Annotated in this window: 12 protein-coding genes and 1 riboswitch; of the genes, 9 read left to right on the plus strand and 3 right to left on the minus strand. The window is 53.8% G+C overall.

The features are described 5' to 3' along the window. The first annotated feature begins 818 nt into the window (after positions 1-818). The 5 genes from M6D81_RS28940 to M6D81_RS28960 all read left to right on the plus strand — a co-directional run bounded on the left by M6D81_RS28940 (position 819) and on the right by M6D81_RS28960 (position 7660). Entirely contained in the window at positions 819-2063 is a 1245-nt protein-coding gene (locus tag M6D81_RS28940) for a Glu/Leu/Phe/Val family dehydrogenase (protein WP_262680843.1), read from the plus strand. 37 nt (positions 2064-2100) lie between these two features. Then, positions 2101-3078 carry a diaminopimelate dehydrogenase gene (locus M6D81_RS28945; protein ID WP_262680845.1) on the plus strand — a complete coding sequence of 326 codons (978 nt, stop codon included), beginning with the start codon at positions 2101-2103 and terminating at the stop codon, positions 3076-3078. 352 nt (positions 3079-3430) lie between these two features. After that, positions 3431-3748, plus strand: coding sequence for a hypothetical protein (locus M6D81_RS28950; RefSeq protein WP_262680846.1), 318 nt, complete (start codon positions 3431-3433; stop codon positions 3746-3748). Between the two features lie 628 nt (positions 3749-4376). Continuing rightward, positions 4377-6101: an ABC transporter ATP-binding protein gene (locus M6D81_RS28955; protein WP_262680848.1), complete on the plus strand. Its 1725-nt coding sequence runs from the start codon at positions 4377-4379 to the stop codon at positions 6099-6101. Positions 6102-6184: 83 nt separating this feature from the next. Then, positions 6185-6357, plus strand: a riboswitch (cyclic di-AMP (ydaO/yuaA leader). 187 nt (positions 6358-6544) lie between these two features. After that, positions 6545-7660, plus strand: a complete 1116-nt coding sequence (locus tag M6D81_RS28960; RefSeq protein ID WP_262680850.1) for a KamA family radical SAM protein — start codon at positions 6545-6547, stop codon at positions 7658-7660. Here the strand turns inward: M6D81_RS28960 and M6D81_RS28965 are convergent. Further along, a complete protein-coding gene (locus tag M6D81_RS28965; protein WP_262680852.1) occupies positions 7650-9311 on the minus strand; it encodes a bifunctional metallophosphatase/5'-nucleotidase in 1662 nt (553 codons plus the stop codon). The genes M6D81_RS28960 and M6D81_RS28965 overlap by 11 nt on opposite strands. A gap of 192 nt (positions 9312-9503) precedes the next feature. Between M6D81_RS28965 and deoC the strand changes: the two genes are divergently transcribed. Continuing rightward, the gene (deoC, locus tag M6D81_RS28970; RefSeq protein WP_262680854.1) at positions 9504-10193 is read left to right on the plus strand and encodes a deoxyribose-phosphate aldolase; all 690 of its coding nucleotides are present in this window, start codon (positions 9504-9506) and stop codon (positions 10191-10193) included. A 252-nt stretch (positions 10194-10445) separates the two neighbouring features. Here the strand turns inward: deoC and M6D81_RS28975 are convergent, their stop codons facing one another. Together M6D81_RS28975 and M6D81_RS28980 are read right to left on the minus strand one after the other, a co-directional pair. Further along, positions 10446-11327, minus strand: coding sequence for an aldose epimerase family protein (locus M6D81_RS28975; protein WP_262680856.1), 882 nt, complete (start codon positions 11325-11327; stop codon positions 10446-10448). Between the two features lie 129 nt (positions 11328-11456). Beyond that, complete coding sequence (locus M6D81_RS28980; RefSeq protein WP_262680858.1) at positions 11457-12635, minus strand: peptidylprolyl isomerase; 1179 nt, start codon at positions 12633-12635, stop codon at positions 11457-11459. Positions 12636-12805: 170 nt separating this feature from the next. Here M6D81_RS28980 and M6D81_RS28985 point away from each other — a divergent pair, with 170 nt between their 5' ends. The 3 genes from M6D81_RS28985 (at position 12806) to M6D81_RS28995 (ending at position 19555) form a co-directional block, all read left to right on the plus strand. Beyond that, entirely contained in the window at positions 12806-14827 is a 2022-nt protein-coding gene (locus M6D81_RS28985) for a putative bifunctional diguanylate cyclase/phosphodiesterase (RefSeq protein ID WP_262680860.1), read from the plus strand. 37 nt (positions 14828-14864) lie between these two features. After that, positions 14865-18737: a response regulator gene (locus M6D81_RS28990; protein ID WP_262680893.1), complete on the plus strand. Its 3873-nt coding sequence runs from the start codon at positions 14865-14867 to the stop codon at positions 18735-18737. 107 nt (positions 18738-18844) lie between these two features. Next, a complete protein-coding gene (locus tag M6D81_RS28995; RefSeq protein WP_262680861.1) occupies positions 18845-19555 on the plus strand; it encodes a response regulator transcription factor in 711 nt (236 codons plus the stop codon). Positions 19556-19669: the final 114 nt, after the last annotated feature.

Genomic DNA, 19669 nt, shown 5'->3' on the forward strand with positions numbered 1-19669 from the left:
ACGATTGCCTTGTAATGCTAAGGTTTGTATGAAAAATCGTACAAATCCCTCGGCTAGAGTGCCTGAAAGTGGCAGTTTGTACGATAAATCGTACAAAATGTATCCCACAAGCCCTCAGCCGCCGAGGATTGTATGAAAAATCGTACAAATCCCCCGGCTAGAGTGCCTGAAAATGGCAGTTTGTACGATAAATCGTATAAAATGTATCCCACAAGCCCAAAGCCGCCGAGGGTTGTATGAAAAATCGTACAAATCCCTCGGCTAGAGTGCCTGAAAGTGGCAGTTTGTACGATAAATCGTACAAAATGTAGCCCACAAGCCCTCAGCCGCTGAGGATTGTATGAAAAATCGTACAAATCCCCCGGCTAGAGTGCCTGAAAGTGGCAGTTTGTACGATAAATCGTACAAAATATATCCCACAATCCCTCAGCCGCCGAGGATTGTATGAGAAATCGTACAAATCCCCCGGCTAGAGTGCCTGAAAATGGCAGTTTGTACGATAAATCGTATAAAGTGTAGCCCCCCTCATACACCGGGGGATGTATGAAAAATCGTACAAATGCTTGAAATGTTCGAACGCCGAAAGGCGTTTTTACTTTGCATTTTTTGTCGGTTTCTGATGCTTATGTGAAGTTACATAACATGTGAAGTATGAATTTTTCGTTACAGATGAATGGACTTTTTTATGAAAAATTTGCATTTTTTCGATAATAAAATCTTTAAAAATGCTTTATTGTCGGGTAGAATCAAAAAAGCGGCTGACAAATGGAGTCGAAAACTAGAATCGAAAGGTCGAATGAAGGATGACAGTAGCAACTATGCAAGAAACATTGAATCCCTATGAAATTGCTCAACAGCAGGTAGACACTGCTGCGAAGCTGTTGAACCTGCCGGAGCATATTATCCACATCTTGAAAAACCCGAAGCGTGTCCTCTCCGTCAGCTTCTCCGTGAAGATGGACGACGGCTCTGTCCGTGTATTCCAAGGATACCGATCGCAGCATAACGATGCCGTCGGTCCGACTAAAGGTGGCATTCGCTTCCATCCTGAGGTATCGCTCGATGAGGTGAAGGCACTCTCCATGTGGATGAGCTTCAAGTGCGGCGTAGTGGGCCTGCCTTATGGCGGAGGCAAAGGCGGCGTCATCTGCAACCCGCGCGAGCACAGCAAGGCGGAACTGGAACGGATTAGCCGCGGCTTCATGGAAGCTATTGCCGACTTCGTGGGGCCGGACAAGGATATCCCCGCTCCGGACGTGTACACGAATGCGCAGACAATGGGCTGGATGATGGACACATACAGCCGGATGAAGGGCGTATATTCGCCTGGCGTCATTACAGGAAAGCCACTTATCATTGGCGGCTCCAAGGGACGGAATGAAGCCACGGCGCAAGGATGCGTGTATACGATTCTCGCAGCTCTTGAGGATATGGGCATTCCGGCTAACACAGCAACGGTCGCTATTCAAGGCTTCGGCAACGCGGGACGGATTGCTGCAAGGTTGCTGGCGGAAGCTGGCTGCAAAGTTGTAGCAGTAAGCGACTCCAAGGGCGGCGTCTATCAGCCGCAAGGGCTGGATGTTGCTGTGCTGGAGCAATTGAAGGATAACGCTTCGATTGCCGACTATAGCGGGGCGCAGCATATCTCCAATGAAGCGCTGCTAGAGCTGGACGTTGATATTCTCGTGCCGGCTGCTTTGGAGAATGTCATTACTTCCAGCAACGCTAAGCGGATTAAAGCGAAGCTGGTTGCGGAAGCGGCGAACGGACCGACGACGCCTGAAGCGGATCGCGTCCTGTCGGAGAAGGGCATCATTGTCATTCCGGACGTGCTGGCCAACGCCGGCGGCGTAACGGTCTCCTACTTCGAATGGGTGCAGAACTTGCAGCATTTCTATTGGAGCGAAGAAGAAGTACTGGAGAAGCTTCAGGGAAATATGATACAGTCATATCAGTCAGTGCGTGACTTGGCCAAGCAGTTCAAGGTGGATCTGCGAACGGCTGCGTACATGATCGCAATCAAGCGGATCGCTTCCGCGATGGAAGCGAGAGGCTGGGTGTAGCGACGACAATACTTTAGAGGAAAAGGTGTGTGACAGCATGAAGGAGCAGATCCGTATTGGGATAGTCGGGTATGGCAATCTGGGCCGCGGCGTTGAGCTTGCCATTCGTCAAAATCCGGATATGAGGCTGGATGCCGTATTTACGAGAAGAGACCCTTCCACGATTCCTTCCGAGGCGAAGGTGTATGCGATTGATGATGCCGAGAAGTTCAAGAACGATATCGATGTGATGATCTTGTGCGGGGGTTCCGCGACAGACTTGCCGGAGCAAGGCCCTCAATTCGCTCGTATGTTCAACTTTGTAGACAGCTTCGATACGCATGCGAAAATTCCGGAGTACTTCGAGGAAGTGGACAGCGTGGCTCGTGCAAACGGTCGCGTCGGCGTTATCTCCACAGGCTGGGACCCGGGCTTATTCTCCATGAATCGCCTGCTTGCAGAGTCCATTCTGCCTGAGGGCAACGAGTATACGTTCTGGGGCAAGGGTGTCAGCCAAGGGCATTCCGATGCCATTCGCCGTGTGAAGGGCGTGAAGCGCGGCGTGCAATATACGATTCCTAGCGAATCGGCTGTGAATCGCGTTCGCAACGGTGAGAATCCTGAGCTGAGCACAAGAGAGAAGCATATTCGCTCCTGTTATATCGTGGCGGAAGAAGGCGCCGATCTGGAATCGATCAAGCAAGAGATCGTATCCATGCCTAACTACTTCGCAGACTACGATACGACTGTGGAGTTCATTAGCGAAGAGGAAATGAAGCAGAATCATTCCTCCATGCCGCACGGCGGCATGGTGCTTCGCAGCGGCAAGACGGGCGAAAATACGACGCAGATTATCGAGTTCGGCCTGAAGCTGGAGAGCAATCCGGAGTTCACGGCAAGCGTGCTGATCGCTTATGCCCGCGCAGCTCATCGTCTGTCGCAAGAAGGACAAGCAGGCGCCAAGACAGTGTTCGATATTCCGCTCGGCCACCTGTCTCCCAAGTCCGCCTACGATCTTCGCAAGGAATTGCTGTAGGTCTTATCCGTATCGGACTTTCATTTCAGTCATTTAGTGAATACCGCTCCCGTAGTGCACCATTGGGAGCGGTATTTTTTTACACCAAATATGTAAGTTTTCGAGATGCTCGAAATCCAAAATTCTTATTGGCGATAAAACCACCTTTGCATGCGGTCGCTCATCTTCGATGAGACTCGACAGAGGTTTTCTCACCACATTTTAGGAACTCTCGGATTGGGGTTGTCTTGCGTCTCAGTTTTTTTGGTAAGTTAAGAGTATGGAGACAAACATTCTGAAACGTATCTTCTTTGATGAACATAAATATGGGGAACGCTTGTAGACAAGCACAATGAGAAGCTGCAGGTCAAAAATGGGAAGACGATTCCGTTATTATTACGGTGAAATAAGCGATGTGACCTCGGTTGGAAAGTGGAAAGTAGGCGAATGGCGGGCTGTAGACATTGTGACCTCGGTTGGAGAGTGGAAAGAGGGCGAATGCTGGGCTGTAAACGATGTGACCTCGGTTGGAGAGTGGAAAGTAGGCGAATGGCGGGTTGTAGACAATGTGACCTCGGTTGAAAAGTGGAAAGAGGGCGAATGCTGGGCTGTAAACGATGTGACCTCGGTTGGAGAGTGGAAAGTAGGCGAATGGCGGGTTGTAGACAATGTGACCTCGGTTGGAATTTAGGAAAAAGTATGAAGGACGCCGTAAGAAACATACTAAATGGATTTTATGCAGTTGTTGCAACCGGATTTGTTTATTTGTCATTGAATAAATGGAAATAGTACAGTTGAATCATGTGAAAAAGCACAATTTTCCTACTATCAATAGAATTAAGGGCATAAAATCCAGTTGATTGTATCGAGAGCAGCAAATGAATAAAACTAAGGGCATAAAATCCAGTTGATTGTATCGAGAGCAGCAAATGAATAAAACTAAGGGCATAAAATCCAGTTGATTGTATCGAGAGTAGCAAAATCAATAAAACTAAGGGCATCAAATCCAGTAAATGGATACAAATTGAATCAGTAAGGGTATATGTGATACGAAGTAATTTTTAGTTTAAAGCTAAGCTTGGATTGACAGCTGCTCTTCAATCCTATACCATTTAATTGATAACGATTATCATCTGTGACTGTGCTGTGACTGTGCTGTGACTGTGCTGTGCTGTGACTGTGACCGTGACTGTGGCAATGGCTAAGGCAGTGGCTGTTGTCAAGCCAAAAGCCAAAAGCCAGAAAAGAGAAGAAAGAAGAAAGAAGAAAGAAGAAAGAAAAAAGAAGAAAGAAGAAAGAAGAAAGAAGAGGAGTAAAGAATGCTGCGACGATTTTTTTCCTACTATAAGCCGCATAAGAGATTGTTCCTGATGGATTTCTTCAGCGCGGTGCTGCTCGCGATGCTGGAGCTTGTCTTTCCGGTCGCGGTTGGCTATGTAATAAGAGAGGTGCTGCCGGACGGAGATTGGGGGCTCATCGTGTCCGCATGCGCGGTGCTACTCGTCATTTATGCAATTAATACGATGCTTACCTTTGTCGTCAACTACTGGGGACATATGTTGGGCATCAATATCGAGACGGAGATGCGACGGCGGCTGTTCAATCATATTCAGAAGATGTCGTTCCGCTTCTTTGATAACAATAAGACGGGCCATCTGCTTTCCCGCATGACCAACGATCTGTTCGAGATCGGCGAGGTGGCCCACCACGGCCCGGAGGATATGTTTATTGCCATCATGACGCTGCTCGGTGCGCTTGGCATCATGGTCTATATTAACCCCGAGCTTGCGCTGCTCACCTTCGCAATTGTGCCGCTTATATTGTGGTTGGTTCTGTTCTTCAACAAGAAAATGACGGTAGCGGTTCAGAGGCTGCTGAAGGATATGGCAGATTTCAACGCAAGGGTAGAGGATACGGTGGGCGGCATTCGAGTTGTGCAATCGTTCGCCAACGAAAAGCATGAAGCGAAGCTGTTCATGGAGAATAATCTGCGCTTCCGCCTGGCGAAGATCCTGTCCTACAAAATTATAAGCATGAACAATTCCATCACCTATATGCTAATGAGACTTGTATCGCTGTTCGCCCTCCTGGCGGGCGCCTACTATGTGCTGCAGAAAGGGATGAACTACGGCGATTTCTTCACCTTCCTGCTGCTGACGAACATATTTTTCAAGCCGATCGAGAAAATTAATGCCGTTATCGAAAGCTATCCGAAAGGCATTGCCGGATTTAAGCGCTACATGGAGCTGATGGATACGAAGCCGGACATTGTGGACGCTCCCGGCGCCATAGCAGTGGATCAGCTGAAAGGCGATATCCAATATCACAATGCGACGTTCGGCTATGAAGGAGAAACGAAAGTGCTTCGCGGCATCAACCTCGCTATTAAAGCCGGAGAGACGGTTGCCTTCGTAGGGCCGTCCGGTGCGGGCAAGACGACGCTGTGCAGCTTGCTGCCGCGCTTCTATGAGCTGGATGAGGGAAGCATCACCGTGGATGGCTACGACATTCAAGAGATGAAGCTGGAGTCTCTGCGCAGAGGGATTGGCATTGTTCAACAGGATGTATTCATGTTCGGAGGCACCATTCGTGAAAATATCGCCTACGGCAAGCTGGATGCCAGCGACGAGGAGATATGGGCTGCAGCGCGCCGTGCGCAGCTGGAGAGCTTTATCATGGATCAGCCACAGGGACTCGAGACGGTCGTAGGGGAACGCGGCGTCAAGCTGTCCGGAGGTCAGAAGCAGCGTCTGGCAATCGCCAGAATGTTCCTGAAAAATCCGCCGATTCTTATTCTGGATGAAGCGACTTCAGCGCTCGACACCGAGACGGAAGCGGCGATTCAGCAATCGCTGACCGAGTTGTCCGCAGGGCGTACGACACTGGTCATTGCCCACCGGCTTGCCACGATCAAAAATGCGGATAGAATTGTCGTGGTAACGGAAGACGGCATAAGCGAGCAGGGCCGCCATGATGAACTGGTATCGGCGGGCGGCATATACAGCCGTCTGCATGCGGCGCAATTTGCAACTGCCGCACACTGACCGGCTTCAGCACAACGTTAAAACATTGTGAATGCTGTTGAATCACGTCCGGAGCGGTTGACGTCTGTCAAATGTTGACTTACACTGGAATTGCGCTTAATTTCCGATGCTATGGATCGGAAAGCGGGGGAACCAATTGTTGCGAAGCTGCCTGGCAGCTGCGCACGGGGCGAATAGATGAGCGGCAGCGCTCGTCTTAGGGGACCATCTTACCCGAGTCCGTCAGCTAACCTCGTCGGCAGTGGATGGGTCACAAGCATAGTGAATCGTGAATACGTTTGATCTGACCCTGGTGCATCAAGGGTGGATTCGGGCAGGATGAACCTGCCCGCTCCGCTTGAAGATGCTCGGACCGCTTGCGTCCGAATGCTGGGGTCATTTTTGTGGGGATCGGTACCATCCACTGGCATAACGCGCAGACCAAATTCTGAGGAGGAGTTTGTATGCCGCAGCCAAAATACATTATGAAGCTGGACAAGATTGCAGAAATTCCGGAGCGCGAGCGGGAACTGCTAAAGCCAATTACGGAGAAGTTCGCGTTCAGGGTGAACGATTATTACTTGTCGTTGATCGATTGGAGTGATCCCGACGATCCAATCCGCAGGCTCGTTATTCCGAACGAAGGCGAGCTGATGGAATACGGCAAGTGGGATGCCTCGGACGAGGAAGCCAATTACGTCGTGCCGGGCTGCCAGCATAAGTACCGGACGACCGCGCTGCTTATCGTATCGGAAGTATGCGGGGCGTATTGCCGCTATTGCTTCCGCAAGCGGCTGTTCCGCAATGACGTGAAGGAAGCCGTCTCCAATGTGGAGCCGGGACTCGCATACATTGAAGAGCATCCCGAGATTAACAACGTGTTGCTGACGGGAGGAGACAGCCTGATTCTGGGCACGCCGAAGCTTCGGACCATCTTCGAACGGCTGCGCAGCATCGACCATGTGAAGATTATCCGTCTGGGAAGCAAGATCCCGGTGTTCAATCCGATGCGCATCTATGAAGATGAAGCGCTGCTGCAGCTCATCTCGGAATTCTCTACCCCGGAGAAGCGAATCTATGTCATGGCCCATATCAATCACCCGAGGGAGATTACGGAGGAGGCGAAGCGCGGCTTCGAGGCGCTGCACAACGCGGGAGCGATCGTCGTGAATCAGACGCCGATCATCCGGGGCATTAACGACGATCCCCAAGTACTGTCTGAGCTGCTGGATCAGCTGTCATGGGCGGGCGTAACGCCGTATTACTTCTTTATTAACCGCCCGGTTGCGGGCAATCGCGACTTTGTCGTATCGCTTGAGCGGGCGTACCGGGTAGTCGAGGAAGCCAAGGCTATGACGAGCGGTCTCGGCAAGCGGGTCAGACTGTCGATGAGTCATTCCTCCGGCAAGATCGAGATACTGGCGATTGAGGGCGGCAAGGCCTACTTGAAGTATCATCAGTCGCGAGAGGGGCAATATGGGCAATTCATGGTGTTGGATTGTCCGGAAGATGCGGCATGGTTCGACGACTTGCCGGGCAGCGAGCGTTATTGGCAGGCGAAGGAAGCGGCTACCGTCTAGGTACTGAGCCACCGGACACACAGGGGGAACAGGCCTCCACATCCGCCGGATAGTGGATAGGGAGGCCTGCCAGCTTCTGCGGCTCGGTCTCAGCGGGCTTGCTCTCTTCCGCTATGCGTCCTTCCAGCGACGGGCTGGCCGTACCGAGATGCTGGATGTAGGCGGTTAGAGCCTCGTCGAGGGAGCCGAACATGCCGGCTTGCGGATAGCCGCCCAGCATCGTGTATTCATCGCCCCCGGCTGCCAGGAAGTCGTTCGTGGCCAGCGTGTAGATGGCGTCGTCCTTCAGCGGCATGCCGCCGATCATGACGTCGTGGACGCGATTGCCCTTCTCTCCGGCAGAATCGATCTTGAAGCTCATGCCGCCAACTTGCGGGAATGCGCCCCTTGGATGGGGATAATCGGCTACGCCGTTCTCCAGCGCTTCTCTCATATGTCTGCCCTTCACTTCCAGCGTCACAATCTGGTTGCCGAATGGAAGCACAGTAATGATCTCTCCATTGGTAATAACTCCTTCATCGATAGAAGAGCGTATGCCTCCGCCGTTCATCAGCGCGACATCCGCTCCTGTCACATGGAGCAGGGCGTCTGCAATGAGGTTGCCGAGATTGGTCTCTCCTGCGCGTACGAACTCTCGCTCTCCCTCCAGATGCACCGCCGCAGTCCCGACCTCTTCCGCCAATATATGCTCCTGCTTCTTCTGAATGACAGCGACAAGCTCCGCAACCTTCGCGTTAGGGGCAATTACCGCTGCCGACTCTGCATTCAGCAGCTTGGCGTCTCTCTTCACCAAGCGGCCTTGCTCTACCCACAGATCGACGACGCCGACATGCTGCGTATATTCGCCGGTACTGGCGATGAGCGTCCCGCCTTCCGTCTCCAGCCCTTCCTCCAGAACGGTATGGCTATGTCCATCGATGAAGAGATCGATGCCCTTCACCTGCTGCGCAACGCGAAGGCTTGTATCGGCGCTGGACTCGTCAACACCGAGATGAGCGAGCGCGATGATAATGTCCGCTTTCGGCGCCAGCTCATCCACGATCAGCCGTGCTTCCTTTACGGGGTCCGTGAAGGCGATGCCCTTCACGTTGCCGGGGTGCGACTTGTAAGCTGTCTCGGGAGTGGACAGTCCGAATATGCCCAGCTTGATTCCTGCGATTTCTCTCATCATATAGGGATCGAATATCCGTTCACCCGCTTCGTTCCTAACGTTAGCGCTTATAATCGGGAAATTCAGCTGCCTGGAGAGCGCAAGCAGATGGTCCGTGCCGTAATTGAATTCGTGGTTGCCCGGCGCCATCGCATCGTAACTCATACCGTTCATGGCCTGGACGACACTCTTGCCGCCTACGAGCGTAGCGAAGGTTGTGCCGTGAATGGCATCGCCGGCATCCAGGAAGAGCGTATGAGGATTCGCTTCCCTGTAGGCATCCACGATGCCCGCGATTTTGGCGAAGCCAAGCTCCCCGTGCGAGCCTTCCGTCGCGCGCGCATGCATATCGTTCGTGTGAAGTATCGTAATGTGAGCAGAGGCGGCAGGCTGGCTGTTTTCGTCGACCGAAGCTGCAGCGCTGCGGACAACAACGAGCGAAAGCATCAAGCATGCGACTATCCATACCCAGACCCAGCGTCTTCTTACCATGGCCATCATTGATCATCCCTCCAGCTTATTTAGCATTCGGTTCTCAGGGTGTATCTATTCGGCTAAGACCGGGGTGTATCTGTAATAAGATTCCAAAGGTATTGTAAATACTAGGAAAGTTGAGCTTTGGGCAAGCGTCCCGTATAATGAAACCACATTGAACGAATCAGAACAGCAGAACAGAACAGGGAGGCAAATGCCATGGATCGTGCATTACAAGCATCGGCGGAGAGCATAGCGGCGATGATCGATCATACATTGTTGAAGGCCGACGCTACGGCGGCGGAGATTGGGAAGCTGTGCGAGGAAGCGCGGGACTATTCGTTCGCTACCGTATGCGTCAATGCCGGCTGGGTGAAGCTTGCCGCGGAAGAGCTGAAGGGGTCCGCTGTCGGCGTGACGACGGTAGTCGGATTCCCGCTTGGTGCGACAAGTTCGGCGTCCAAGGCGTTCGAAGCCGCTCAAGCGATCGCGGACGGTGCGACGGAAGTGGATATGGTGCTCAATATCGGCAAGCTGAAGTCGGGCGATCTGGAGGCGGTGGAGGCGGATATTGCAGCCGTCGCGGAAGCGTGCAAAGGCAAGGCGGCGCTGAAGGTCATACTGGAGACGGGCATGCTGACGGATGAGGAGAAGGTTGCGGCATGCGAGCTGTCCAAGCGCGCGGGAGCGGACTTCGTGAAGACATCGACCGGATTCGGGAAAGGCGGAGCCACGACAGCGGACATTGCACTGATGCGAAGCACGGTCGGGCCAGAGCTCGGCGTGAAGGCATCGGGAGGCGTTCGCGATCTGGAGACGGCGCAGGCGATGATTGCGGCAGGGGCGACGAGAATCGGCGCCAGTTCCAGCATCGCAATCGTGACCGGCGGCAGGGGTGAAGGGTACTGACAGGATGCGGATGCTGAATAGGCATGCCGGATGATACCAATAGCTCAATCGCCAATGCGCGATAGGGATTCGAAGGCTCATCGTGCACTCAACCTGTACATATAGCATAAGGGCAGTCGGGAAACGGCCGTAATCGACCGCTGTCCCGGCTGCCCGAGTAATGGCTTGTAAGTTCCGGGGTCCCCGTAAAGGACCCAGTAGGCTTCGAAGCAGAGCCCCACTTCGTGGGGCTTTATGGCATGTCTGCATTCGTTACACGCGGCTAATCACGAAGTTGCAGGAGCGCGTCTCTCCGGCTTCCAGCAAGACCAGCTCTTCCTGACGGTTCAGCTCACCCGTCTCGGCCATCCACGGCTCTACGCAGACGAAGGGACGATCCTTCACCGACCACAGCACAACATATTTGAAGGAATCGTCATAGCGAAGTCGCACCTTCACGCCATCGCGAATCGGGAAGGCGATCTCGCTCTTCCTGGCGTCCAGCAGGCAGACGGATTCCACCAGATTCTCCAGATCGACTACGCCGGTGAACGGCTTCTCCACGTTGTCGTTGTAATCCACATAGCGCGTGGCGTCGGTGTCGTACGGGATCGCTTTGCTGCCTTCAATGGCGAAGTAAGGGTGGAATCCTGCATAGAACGGCATAGCGCCGGAGCCCGCTTGTCCGCAATTGCGGTAGTGCTGGCGAGTATGCAGCTCACCGCCGATAAGCGCGTATGTAAATTCCAGCTCGAAGTTGAAGGGATAAGCAGCCAGCGTCTCCTCGTTGCTGCGCAGGCGCAGCGTGACCGACGCTTCTCCGTTCGTACTCGTGCCGACAACTTCCCATGGCGATGTGCGCGCGACGCCGTGATTGGCCATCTCGTAACGTGTGCCTTCCCATTCGTAGCTCTTATTCTCCAGTTGGCCGCAGATGGGGAATAGGATGGGATTGCCTCCCCGAATATTGGCGGTAGGGTGCTCGAAGGTCGCTTTGTCCAGATAGAAGAGCTCTTCTCCGTGCAACTGGCAGCCGATGACGATGCCGCCCCGTTCCGGGCAGACCCGCACGCTGGACGAGGTGCCCGGCTCCTTCAACTCGTATATTGTATACGTATCCTCATATGTGCTTACTTCAAATTGACTCACAATCATAACCTCCATCAAAAAAATAAACGTTACGTTCTATTTTGACTGAAGCGAAGCAATGAGTAAAGGGCCGATTGGATGAAGATACGGGGGTATCCTCAATCAATCGGCCCGGATTGCGATGATAACGGCGTATTATTCCGCCGAAGTATCGCTGCTTTCGTTGCTTTCGCTGCCTGCTTTCTCGGCAGCTTCCGATTCCTCCTCAAGCGTATTCGAGATGACGGCTTTCTCGCGCTTCTCCTGCAGCCACGCATTGGACAGCGGATTGGCTTCCTGGGTGAGCAGCATCGTGCGGATCGCTTCCTTCTTCTCCTCGAAGACCGGTTCCGAAGCGGCCTTGCTGTCCGTCTTCTTAATGATGTGATAACCGAAGCTCGACTGGACGATATCGCTCACTTCGTTCACCTCAAGGGCGAAGGCCGCATCCTCGAATTCCTTCACCATCTGGCCTCTTCCGAAGAAGTTCAGATCTCCGCCGGCAACAGCAGACCCTTCATCCTTGGATTTCTCCTTCGCCAGCTCTCCGAAGTCCGCGCCGCCTTCCAGCTCGGCAACTATCGCTTTCGCTTCTTCTTCCGTCTCTACAAGAATGTGGGAAGCGCGGATTTGCTCCGGAGTGGACCAGGTCGCTTTATTCTGGTCGAAATATTGCTGTACTTCTTCATCGGTTACATCGGTCTGCGGCTCCAGCAGCTTGATCAGCAACGTCTGCATGCGCATGTCATCGCGCAGCTGCTCCTCCGTAATGCCCGCTTGCATCAATTGCATATCGAACACTTCCTGGGACGGGAAGCTGAGCTTCAAAGCTTCAAGCTGATTGGTCACGTCCTCATCCGTAATCGCAACGCTCGCCGCATCCGCTTCCTGGCGGACCAGCTCTTCCGTAATCATGTTATCCAGCGTGGCGGCACCGTAACGCTTCACCATGAATTCGTACAGATCTTCCTTCTTAATATTCGTGCCGTTCACTGTCGCCACATTGCTGTTGTCCGCGCCGAACGGCGGCTTCACGATGACGACGGCCAGCGCGACGACGAGCGCTGCGGACAAGAGGATCCACCCCCAAGGGCTCTTCTTGACGACAGGAGCCGGCGGTTCCGCCGGAATGGCAGGTGCGGCCGCGATAGCTGAAGCGGCGGCTACCTCGTCTTCCGGATGATGCTTGTCCGTCTCTTTCTCTTCTTCGGACAAGGCAGGCTGCCCGGCGGCAGGCCCGGTTTCCTCCTCGTACGTGTAGCGCTCTTTCTTGACGGACTGCTCGTCCGCTTGATCCCCTTTATTCTCGTTGTTCAGCGAATCCTTGTTATTCATCCTGTAGGCTCCCTTCGAATTTACAGTTTCTACATTACTATAACAAATGCTGTTCCAAAAAACCTTAATCTTAAATAAAAAAAAGCTTGCGGGAAATGTCGAATCTTAAGCAAGCAATTGCTATACTATTAATGCACATGGCAGGACTGAGTAATATTGGAGGTTATATCGTGGTCCAAATACAAGGAAGCTACAACGGCTGGATTGTAGCGCTATCATTTATAATCGCTCTATTCACCTCGTATTCCGCATTGAACTTATGCTATCGAATTTCGCAATCCAGAGGGAACGCCAGACTTGTGTGGCTGGCGGTATCCAGTATCGTCATGGGGAGTGGTGTATGGACGATGCACTTCGTCGGCATGCTGGCCTTTCATATCCGGATCGACGTGCAATACAATCTTCCACTGACCCTATTGTCGATTCTGGCCAGCGTCCTCGCATCTCTTCTCGCTTTCTACGTTACAATGGCGACAGCCGTCACGAAAACCCGGCTGTTGTCGGGAAGCCTGCTAATGGGAATCGGTATTGTCACGATGCATTATACCGGTATGGCTTCCATGAATACTCCTTACATGACGATTCAATACGATCCCGTCTTATGGCTTATCTCCGCAATCATTGCCGTGGCGTCATCTTACGCGGCGCTCTATCTGTTCATCCGATTCCGCCGTCTGAGCGGGAAGATTCCGCTGAAGCTGCTTGCCGCCGTCTCCATGGGCGTCGCGATTGCCGGCATGCATTATACCGGGATGGAGGCGGCTTCGTTCTGGTGTGCGACTCCGGAGCAGATGATGGCGGCATTGGAGCAGGGGATGGATACGGAGCTGCTCATTGCGATTTCCTCCGTTATGATGCTCATGATCGCGACGACGATGCTGGCATTGTATTGGGAGCGGCTGCTGCTCAAGCGAATGGCGTACCACGATCCTCTGACCGGACTGCCGAACAGGCACGCGATGAACCAGTTTTTCGACGAGAAGCTGAAGGTGGGCGAGAGCAATGCCGTTCTGTTCATCGATCTGGATCAGTTCAAGCTGGTGAACGATACGTTCGGTCACGACATCGGGGACATGCTGGTGCAAGAGGCGGGCACTCGCCTGCAGGGCTTCGCGAAGGGGAACGGCCGACACATCTTCCGGCTTGGGGGAGACGAATTCCTTGTCGTACTGGAAGAGATGGAGGATTATCGCCTCGTGGAAGGGTTGGCGGAAGAACTGCTGGAGGAGCTTAGAATGCCCTATGTTCTGGAGGGGAATGAGTTGTATGTGACGGGAAGCGTCGGCATCAGCTACTCCCCACAGCATGGGACAAGCCGCAGCGCGCTGCTGAAGGCGGCGGACACAGCGCTGTATTATGCCAAGAGCCTGGGCAAGAACCAATATCTAGCTTTTCACGCTGAGCTGGATACGAGGCTTGCAAGGAGGATGGAGATCGAACAAGGACTGCGCACTGCGCTCATGCACAAGCAATTAGCGACCTACTACCAGCCGAAGTGGAACGCGGCTACGAACCGGCCGGTCGGATTCGAGGCGTTGCTGCGCTGGACGCATCCGAAGCTTGGCGCCGTCTCGCCGGAGGAGTTCATCCCGATAGCGGAGGAATCCGGACTCATTGTGCCCATCACCAGATGGGTGCTGGAGCAAGCCTGCCGCGATTGCATGTCGTGGAACGACAATGGGGGCAAGAAGCTTGGCGTCTCCGTCAATCTGCCCGTGCATGTATTCGAGACTTACGGGCTCAACGATATGGTCATGAGTGCGCTGGGCAATTCCGGCCTGCCGCCGGAATTGCTGGAGCTGGAATTGACGGAAGCGGCGATTATGCAGCAGTCTTCCGAGGTGCGCAAGCAGCTTCGCCCGCTGCAGGAAGCGGGAGTGCGCGTCTCCATGGACAACTTCGGAGCCGGCAATACGTTCCTCGGCTCTGTGGGCAGCATCCCGTTCCATGCGCTTAAGATCGACAGACAATATATGAGGGAATACGAATCTCCGTCCAATCGGGCGATTGTAAGCAGCATCATCTCGCTCGCGAGCCAGTTGAACGTGCAGTTGATCGCGGAAGGGGTGGAGACGGAGGAGCAGCTGGCTTACTTGCGCGAGGCGGGTTGTTCCATTATGCAGGGATATTACTTCAAGAAGCCGATGCCCCGCGACGAAGTGAGCGACTGGCTGAGCGGCTTGACGGCATAACGATGAAGGATTCGAAGGGGGATGCCCGTTGAACAAGATGTCGCTCAGAACGAAAGGCTTGCTTCTCATCGTATTGATCTCGCTTATTCCCTTGCTTCTGGCAGGCGTCGGCAATTACTCCGCAGTGAAGCAGTCGCTGCTGCAGTCGGAGAAGGATAAAATGATGAGCAGGCTTCGCAGCGAGAGCAACGATATCGCAGCGTGGATGCATATCCGCAAGGCCGAAGTGATGGTTATGAGCAGGACGGACGCTGTGCGCTTCGGCACGGAGGAGCAGCGGCTGGACTACTTCGCGCGCGAGCTGGATCGCAACGGGTTCCAGTACCATTTCATCGGCTATATCGATATGCAGGGCAATGCGGTGCGCAGCGACGGCAAGAGGCTGTATCAGGGCTTCGAGTCGTTCTATCATGCGGCGAAGAAGGGGGAGATCCATATGACGGACCCCTATACCCCTACCTTCTCGGATATGCGGCAAGCGATCATTGCCGTGCCGGTATATAATAATGCGGATGTCGTGACCGGTGTCATCTATGCTTCTATTCGATACGACTCCTTCCAGGAATACTTCGACTTCGACAATGGACCGGCGCCGGTATTTTTCTACAATGACCGGGGCGGGCTTATCTACAGCACGCATCCCGAGCTGCACCCATCCAATTCTCTGACGGATCGGGAGTCTCTCTTCAGCGGCATTGCCAACCGCATGCTGAGCGGCGATGGCGGAGAAGTGAGGCTGGCGTCGGGCGGACAGAGCTATGTCGTGTTCTATACGAAGGTGGCCGGCACGCCTTGGCGGATGGCGCTTCAGGAGCCGCTGCGGCTGCTGGAGGCGCCGCTTGCACCGGTATTCTGGCGCACGGTAATGACGATTGCCGCATCGGAGATCATTATTGCGCTGTTCTTCTATCTGTACTTCGAACGGATCGTGAAGCGTCTGGAAGGCGTGCTGAAAGTAACCAAGCAGGCAGCTTCGGGTCAATTCCAAGCGCAGCATCTGGATACGTCGGAAGGGGATGAGATCGGCAAGCTGGCGGGCTCCGTCAACGGCATGATGGAGCATCTGCAGGAGATGTTCGACCGGCTGAATGCGATCATTAATCAGAATCAATATGCCTTCATCGTGCTGGATGATCAGTATCGCGTCATTCATATGAATAAAGCCGCCGAGGATATGCTGGACTATCAAGCGGAGGAATTGGTGGGACAAGCGACGCCGCTTACCTTCATCGACCCGGAGGAAATACGCAAGGAAGCGGAGCGGCTGACGCAACTGCTGGGCAGGGAGGTGCTTCCAGGGCTGGAAGTGTTCAAGGAGCTGCGCAAGGAGCAATTCTCGTATGAACGGGAGTGGACCGTAATCCGCAAGGACGGCAAGCGTGTGCCGACGCTTCATAGCTCGAACGGCCTTTACAGCCGCGACGGCAAATTCTCCGGCGTCGTAGGCATGCTTCGGGATATAACGGACCGCAAGCATGTCGAGAACGCGCGTAATCGATTGCTGGATATCGTGGAGTCCGCCAAGGACTTGATTGCTTCCGCGGATATGAAGGGCCGAATTATCTATATGAATCGTGCCGGAAGGGAACTGTTGGGTCTGAGCGATGAAGACAGGACGGTGGAAAGTCTTGCGGTGGAGCAATATGTCGATCCCCAAATGTACGAGCAGCTGCTGGAAGGGGCGAGGCTGGCCAAGGAGTACGGCTATTGGGAGAGCGGCGCGCAGCTGCTCAAGAGGGGCGGCGAGCCGCTGTTCGTATCGATGGTCGTAGTCGCACATAACGATCCGCAGACAGGCGAGCTGTTCTTCTCCTGCATCGCCAGAGACGTCTCGGAGCAGAAGCTGGTTCAGGAGGAGCTTGTCCGCGCTACGCTGGAGGCAGAAGAGGCGAACAAGGCCAAGAGCCGCTTCCTGGCGATGATGAGCCATGAAGTGCGGACGCCGCTGAACGGCATAATCGGTCTGACTCAGCTCATGCGCAAGATGGAGCTGACGGCGCTTCAACGCGATTATATGGATAAGATGGAGACCAGCTCCGAGAGTCTGCTGCGCATCATTAACGATGTGCTGGACTTCTCCAAGATCGAAGCGGGCAAAATTGAAGTGGAACGGCTCCCGTTCCAGCTGGAGGAAGTGCTTGAGAAGCTGGCAAGCGGACTAAGCGTATTCATGGGCGGGAAGGAGCAGTTCGAATTCATGATCCGCCAGTCCGAACAGCTGCAATATATGCTGGTAGGCGATGCGATGAGGCTGGAGCAGGTGCTGCTCAATCTGTGCATGAACGCCATTAAATTCACCCCGATGGGTATGGTGAAGCTGGAGATCGAGAAGGTAAGCCGCAGCGCGGAGGCGATCAGCCTCTCCTTCACCGTGGCAGATACGGGAATCGGCATGAACGAAGAGAAGCGGCGACGGCTGTTCCAGCCGTTCACGCAAGGCGACAGCTCCACGACGAGACAGTTCGGAGGGACGGGACTCGGTCTTGTCATCTCAAAAAATCTGGTGGAGCTTATGGGGGGAGCTCTTGAGGTGAACAGCGAGGAGGGCGTCGGCAGCGTATTCCGCTTCATTCTTCCGTTCGCAATCAGCACTTACCGCCAGGAGCAGCCGGCCGTCATGATCGACAGCGGCAGCAAGCGGCCGATATGGATCGTTGAGGACAACACACAGATGATGCGCTTCTGGGAAGAGACGCTGGCGCGAGCGGGGGTATCCAGCCTGACGTTCAATGGCTGGCAATCTGCACGCGATCGTCTGCGTGTCATCGGAGAAGGAGCCAGGCCGCTGCTGCTTCTCATGGACATGGAGATGCCCGATATGTACGGAATCGACACATGGCTGGAATTCCGCCAAACTGCGGAAGAAGCGGCGATCCCGATCATTGCCGTCACGACGACTTATGGCCGGGACGAGCTGCTTCAGCTGCAATCGCATCAGCAGCCGATCGCGATACTGACCAAGCCCGTGACGCGACTGGCGCTATGCCGCGCGCTGAATGTGGCGTTGGAGAAGAAGGGAAGAGACGTTCAAGAGACAGCCGAGGACAGGAAGATTGCGGTCGTGTCGAAAGAATGTCAGCCAACTGTTAGAATATTGTTAGCGGAAGATAACAAAATCAATCAGCTGGTTGCGGTCGAGCTGTTGAAGGAGCTTGGTTACGAGGTCGGGGTGGCGGAGAACGGCAAGGAGGCGCTGGAAGTGCTGGCGGAAGGCCAGTGGGATCTGGTGCTGATGGATATTCATATGCCGGTCATGGATGGTACGGAAGCCGTCCGCATCATGAGGAGCAGGAGGGAGTATGATCATATTCCGGTCATTGCCGTAACGGCGAATATGGTGAAGAAGGACCATGAGTATTATATCCGGCTCGGCATGCGCGATGTCATCACGAAGCCGTTGTCGCTGGATACGCTGCAGGAGACGATCACGTACTGCCTGGACGAGGCCGCCAGCGGCAGCAAGCTGTCTGTGACGGACGGCGGCGGGCTGCTGCCGGGCGTATCTTCCTACTATAGCCATACTACAGCCATTCCCTCATCGCTGGGCAGCATTGCGGGGATGGATGTGGCGAGCGCGCTTGAACGGGTCAACGGGAAAATATCAATTCTGCTCCATATGATCGGGCAATTCAAGATGGACTATGAGCGGTTCATGGACCAGCTCCGGTTAAAGCTGGATAACGGCGAGCGGCAAGCTGCGATTCGCATGCTTCATACGTTGAAGGGAGCCGCCGGCTACTTGTCCGCTTACGGGCTGGCGGATGCCGCCGGAGAAGCCGGGAAGTGGCTGAACGGCGAAGCCCAGCAGTCTTCCGGGAAAAGCATGCAGGCACTGCTGGCCCGGCTGGAGAAGGAGCTGACGAAGCTGCTTGTCGGGTTGAAGGATGTGCCGACCAAATTCGACAAATAGTCTAACATTTTTCTAACAAAATATTGTTCCTAGTGTTTAGGTATTGTATAGTAGAGTTACAGAATTGATTTGACAGAAATCTTCAATCCTATTTAAGGGTGACCACAATGTATAAAGTATTAGTTATTGAAGATGACGTCATGATGAGTAATATGCTGTCTATGTATTTGTTTGAAGAGGGCTACCGGGTGGAGCAAGCGGAACGTGGAGAAGACGGCTTGCAGAAGGCTGCCGACTTCGCGCCCGATCTGATTCTGCTGGATCTCATGCTTCCGGATCTGGACGGAATGGAAGTATGCAAGCAAATACGGGAATCGTCCAATGTACCCATAATGATTCTCTCGATGAAGAGCGAGGTGTCGGAGCGGGTGCAGGCGCTGAAGGCGGGAGCGGATGATTACTTATGCAAGCCGTTCAGCATGCACGAGCTAACCGCGCGGGTAGAGGCGCTGATTCGCCGCTCTCATACGGTACAGGCGGAGATGAACGAGAAGAAGGAGGCCTCGGACACCGGACAATCGGAGTTGATTCAATTGGATGCGGATAGAAGGCTGCTCATCGTAAGGGGTCAGCGTGTGGAGACGACGTTCTCGGAGTACGAGCTTATGAAGCTGTTAATGGCTCATCCGGGGAAAGTATTCAGCAGGGAAGAGTTGATTAATGCGATTCGGGGATTCGATTCCTTCGTGACCGATCGCGCAATAGACGTTCATATCGTCAATCTCCGCAAGAAAATCGAACTGAACCCGAAGGAGCCCCGCCTGATCAAGACGGTATGGGGATTCGGGTACAAGTATGTGGCCGAGCCGGCCATGTAATGACGTGACGGGAGCCGCTAGCTGAACGGGCTTCAGGCGAAGAGCATTCCGGATATTCGGGATGCTTTTTTTTCTTCCCCCCCACAATCATTAGATATTCTAACAAAGTTGCGA

The sequence above is a fragment of the Paenibacillus sp. J5C2022 genome, assembly GCF_025567625.1.
In the GTDB taxonomy this organism is placed as follows: domain Bacteria; phylum Bacillota; class Bacilli; order Paenibacillales; family Paenibacillaceae; genus Pristimantibacillus.

Coding starts and splice junctions, on each gene's coding strand:
- deoC (WP_262680854.1), top strand. CDS start 9,504: ATGGATCGTGCATTACAAGCATCGGCGGAGAGCATAGCGGCGATGATC.
- M6D81_RS28940 (WP_262680843.1), top strand. CDS start 819: ATGCAAGAAACATTGAATCCCTATGAAATTGCTCAACAGCAGGTAGAC.
- M6D81_RS28965 (WP_262680852.1), bottom strand. CDS start 9,311: ATGATGGCCATGGTAAGAAGACGCTGGGTCTGGGTATGGATAGTCGCA.
- M6D81_RS28950 (WP_262680846.1), top strand. CDS start 3,431: ATGGGAAGACGATTCCGTTATTATTACGGTGAAATAAGCGATGTGACC.
- M6D81_RS28945 (WP_262680845.1), top strand. CDS start 2,101: ATGAAGGAGCAGATCCGTATTGGGATAGTCGGGTATGGCAATCTGGGC.
- M6D81_RS28990 (WP_262680893.1), top strand. CDS start 14,865: ATGTCGCTCAGAACGAAAGGCTTGCTTCTCATCGTATTGATCTCGCTT.
- M6D81_RS28975 (WP_262680856.1), bottom strand. CDS start 11,327: ATGATTGTGAGTCAATTTGAAGTAAGCACATATGAGGATACGTATACA.
- M6D81_RS28955 (WP_262680848.1), top strand. CDS start 4,377: ATGCTGCGACGATTTTTTTCCTACTATAAGCCGCATAAGAGATTGTTC.
- M6D81_RS28960 (WP_262680850.1), top strand. CDS start 6,545: ATGCCGCAGCCAAAATACATTATGAAGCTGGACAAGATTGCAGAAATT.
- M6D81_RS28980 (WP_262680858.1), bottom strand. CDS start 12,635: ATGAATAACAAGGATTCGCTGAACAACGAGAATAAAGGGGATCAAGCG.
- M6D81_RS28995 (WP_262680861.1), top strand. CDS start 18,845: ATGTATAAAGTATTAGTTATTGAAGATGACGTCATGATGAGTAATATG.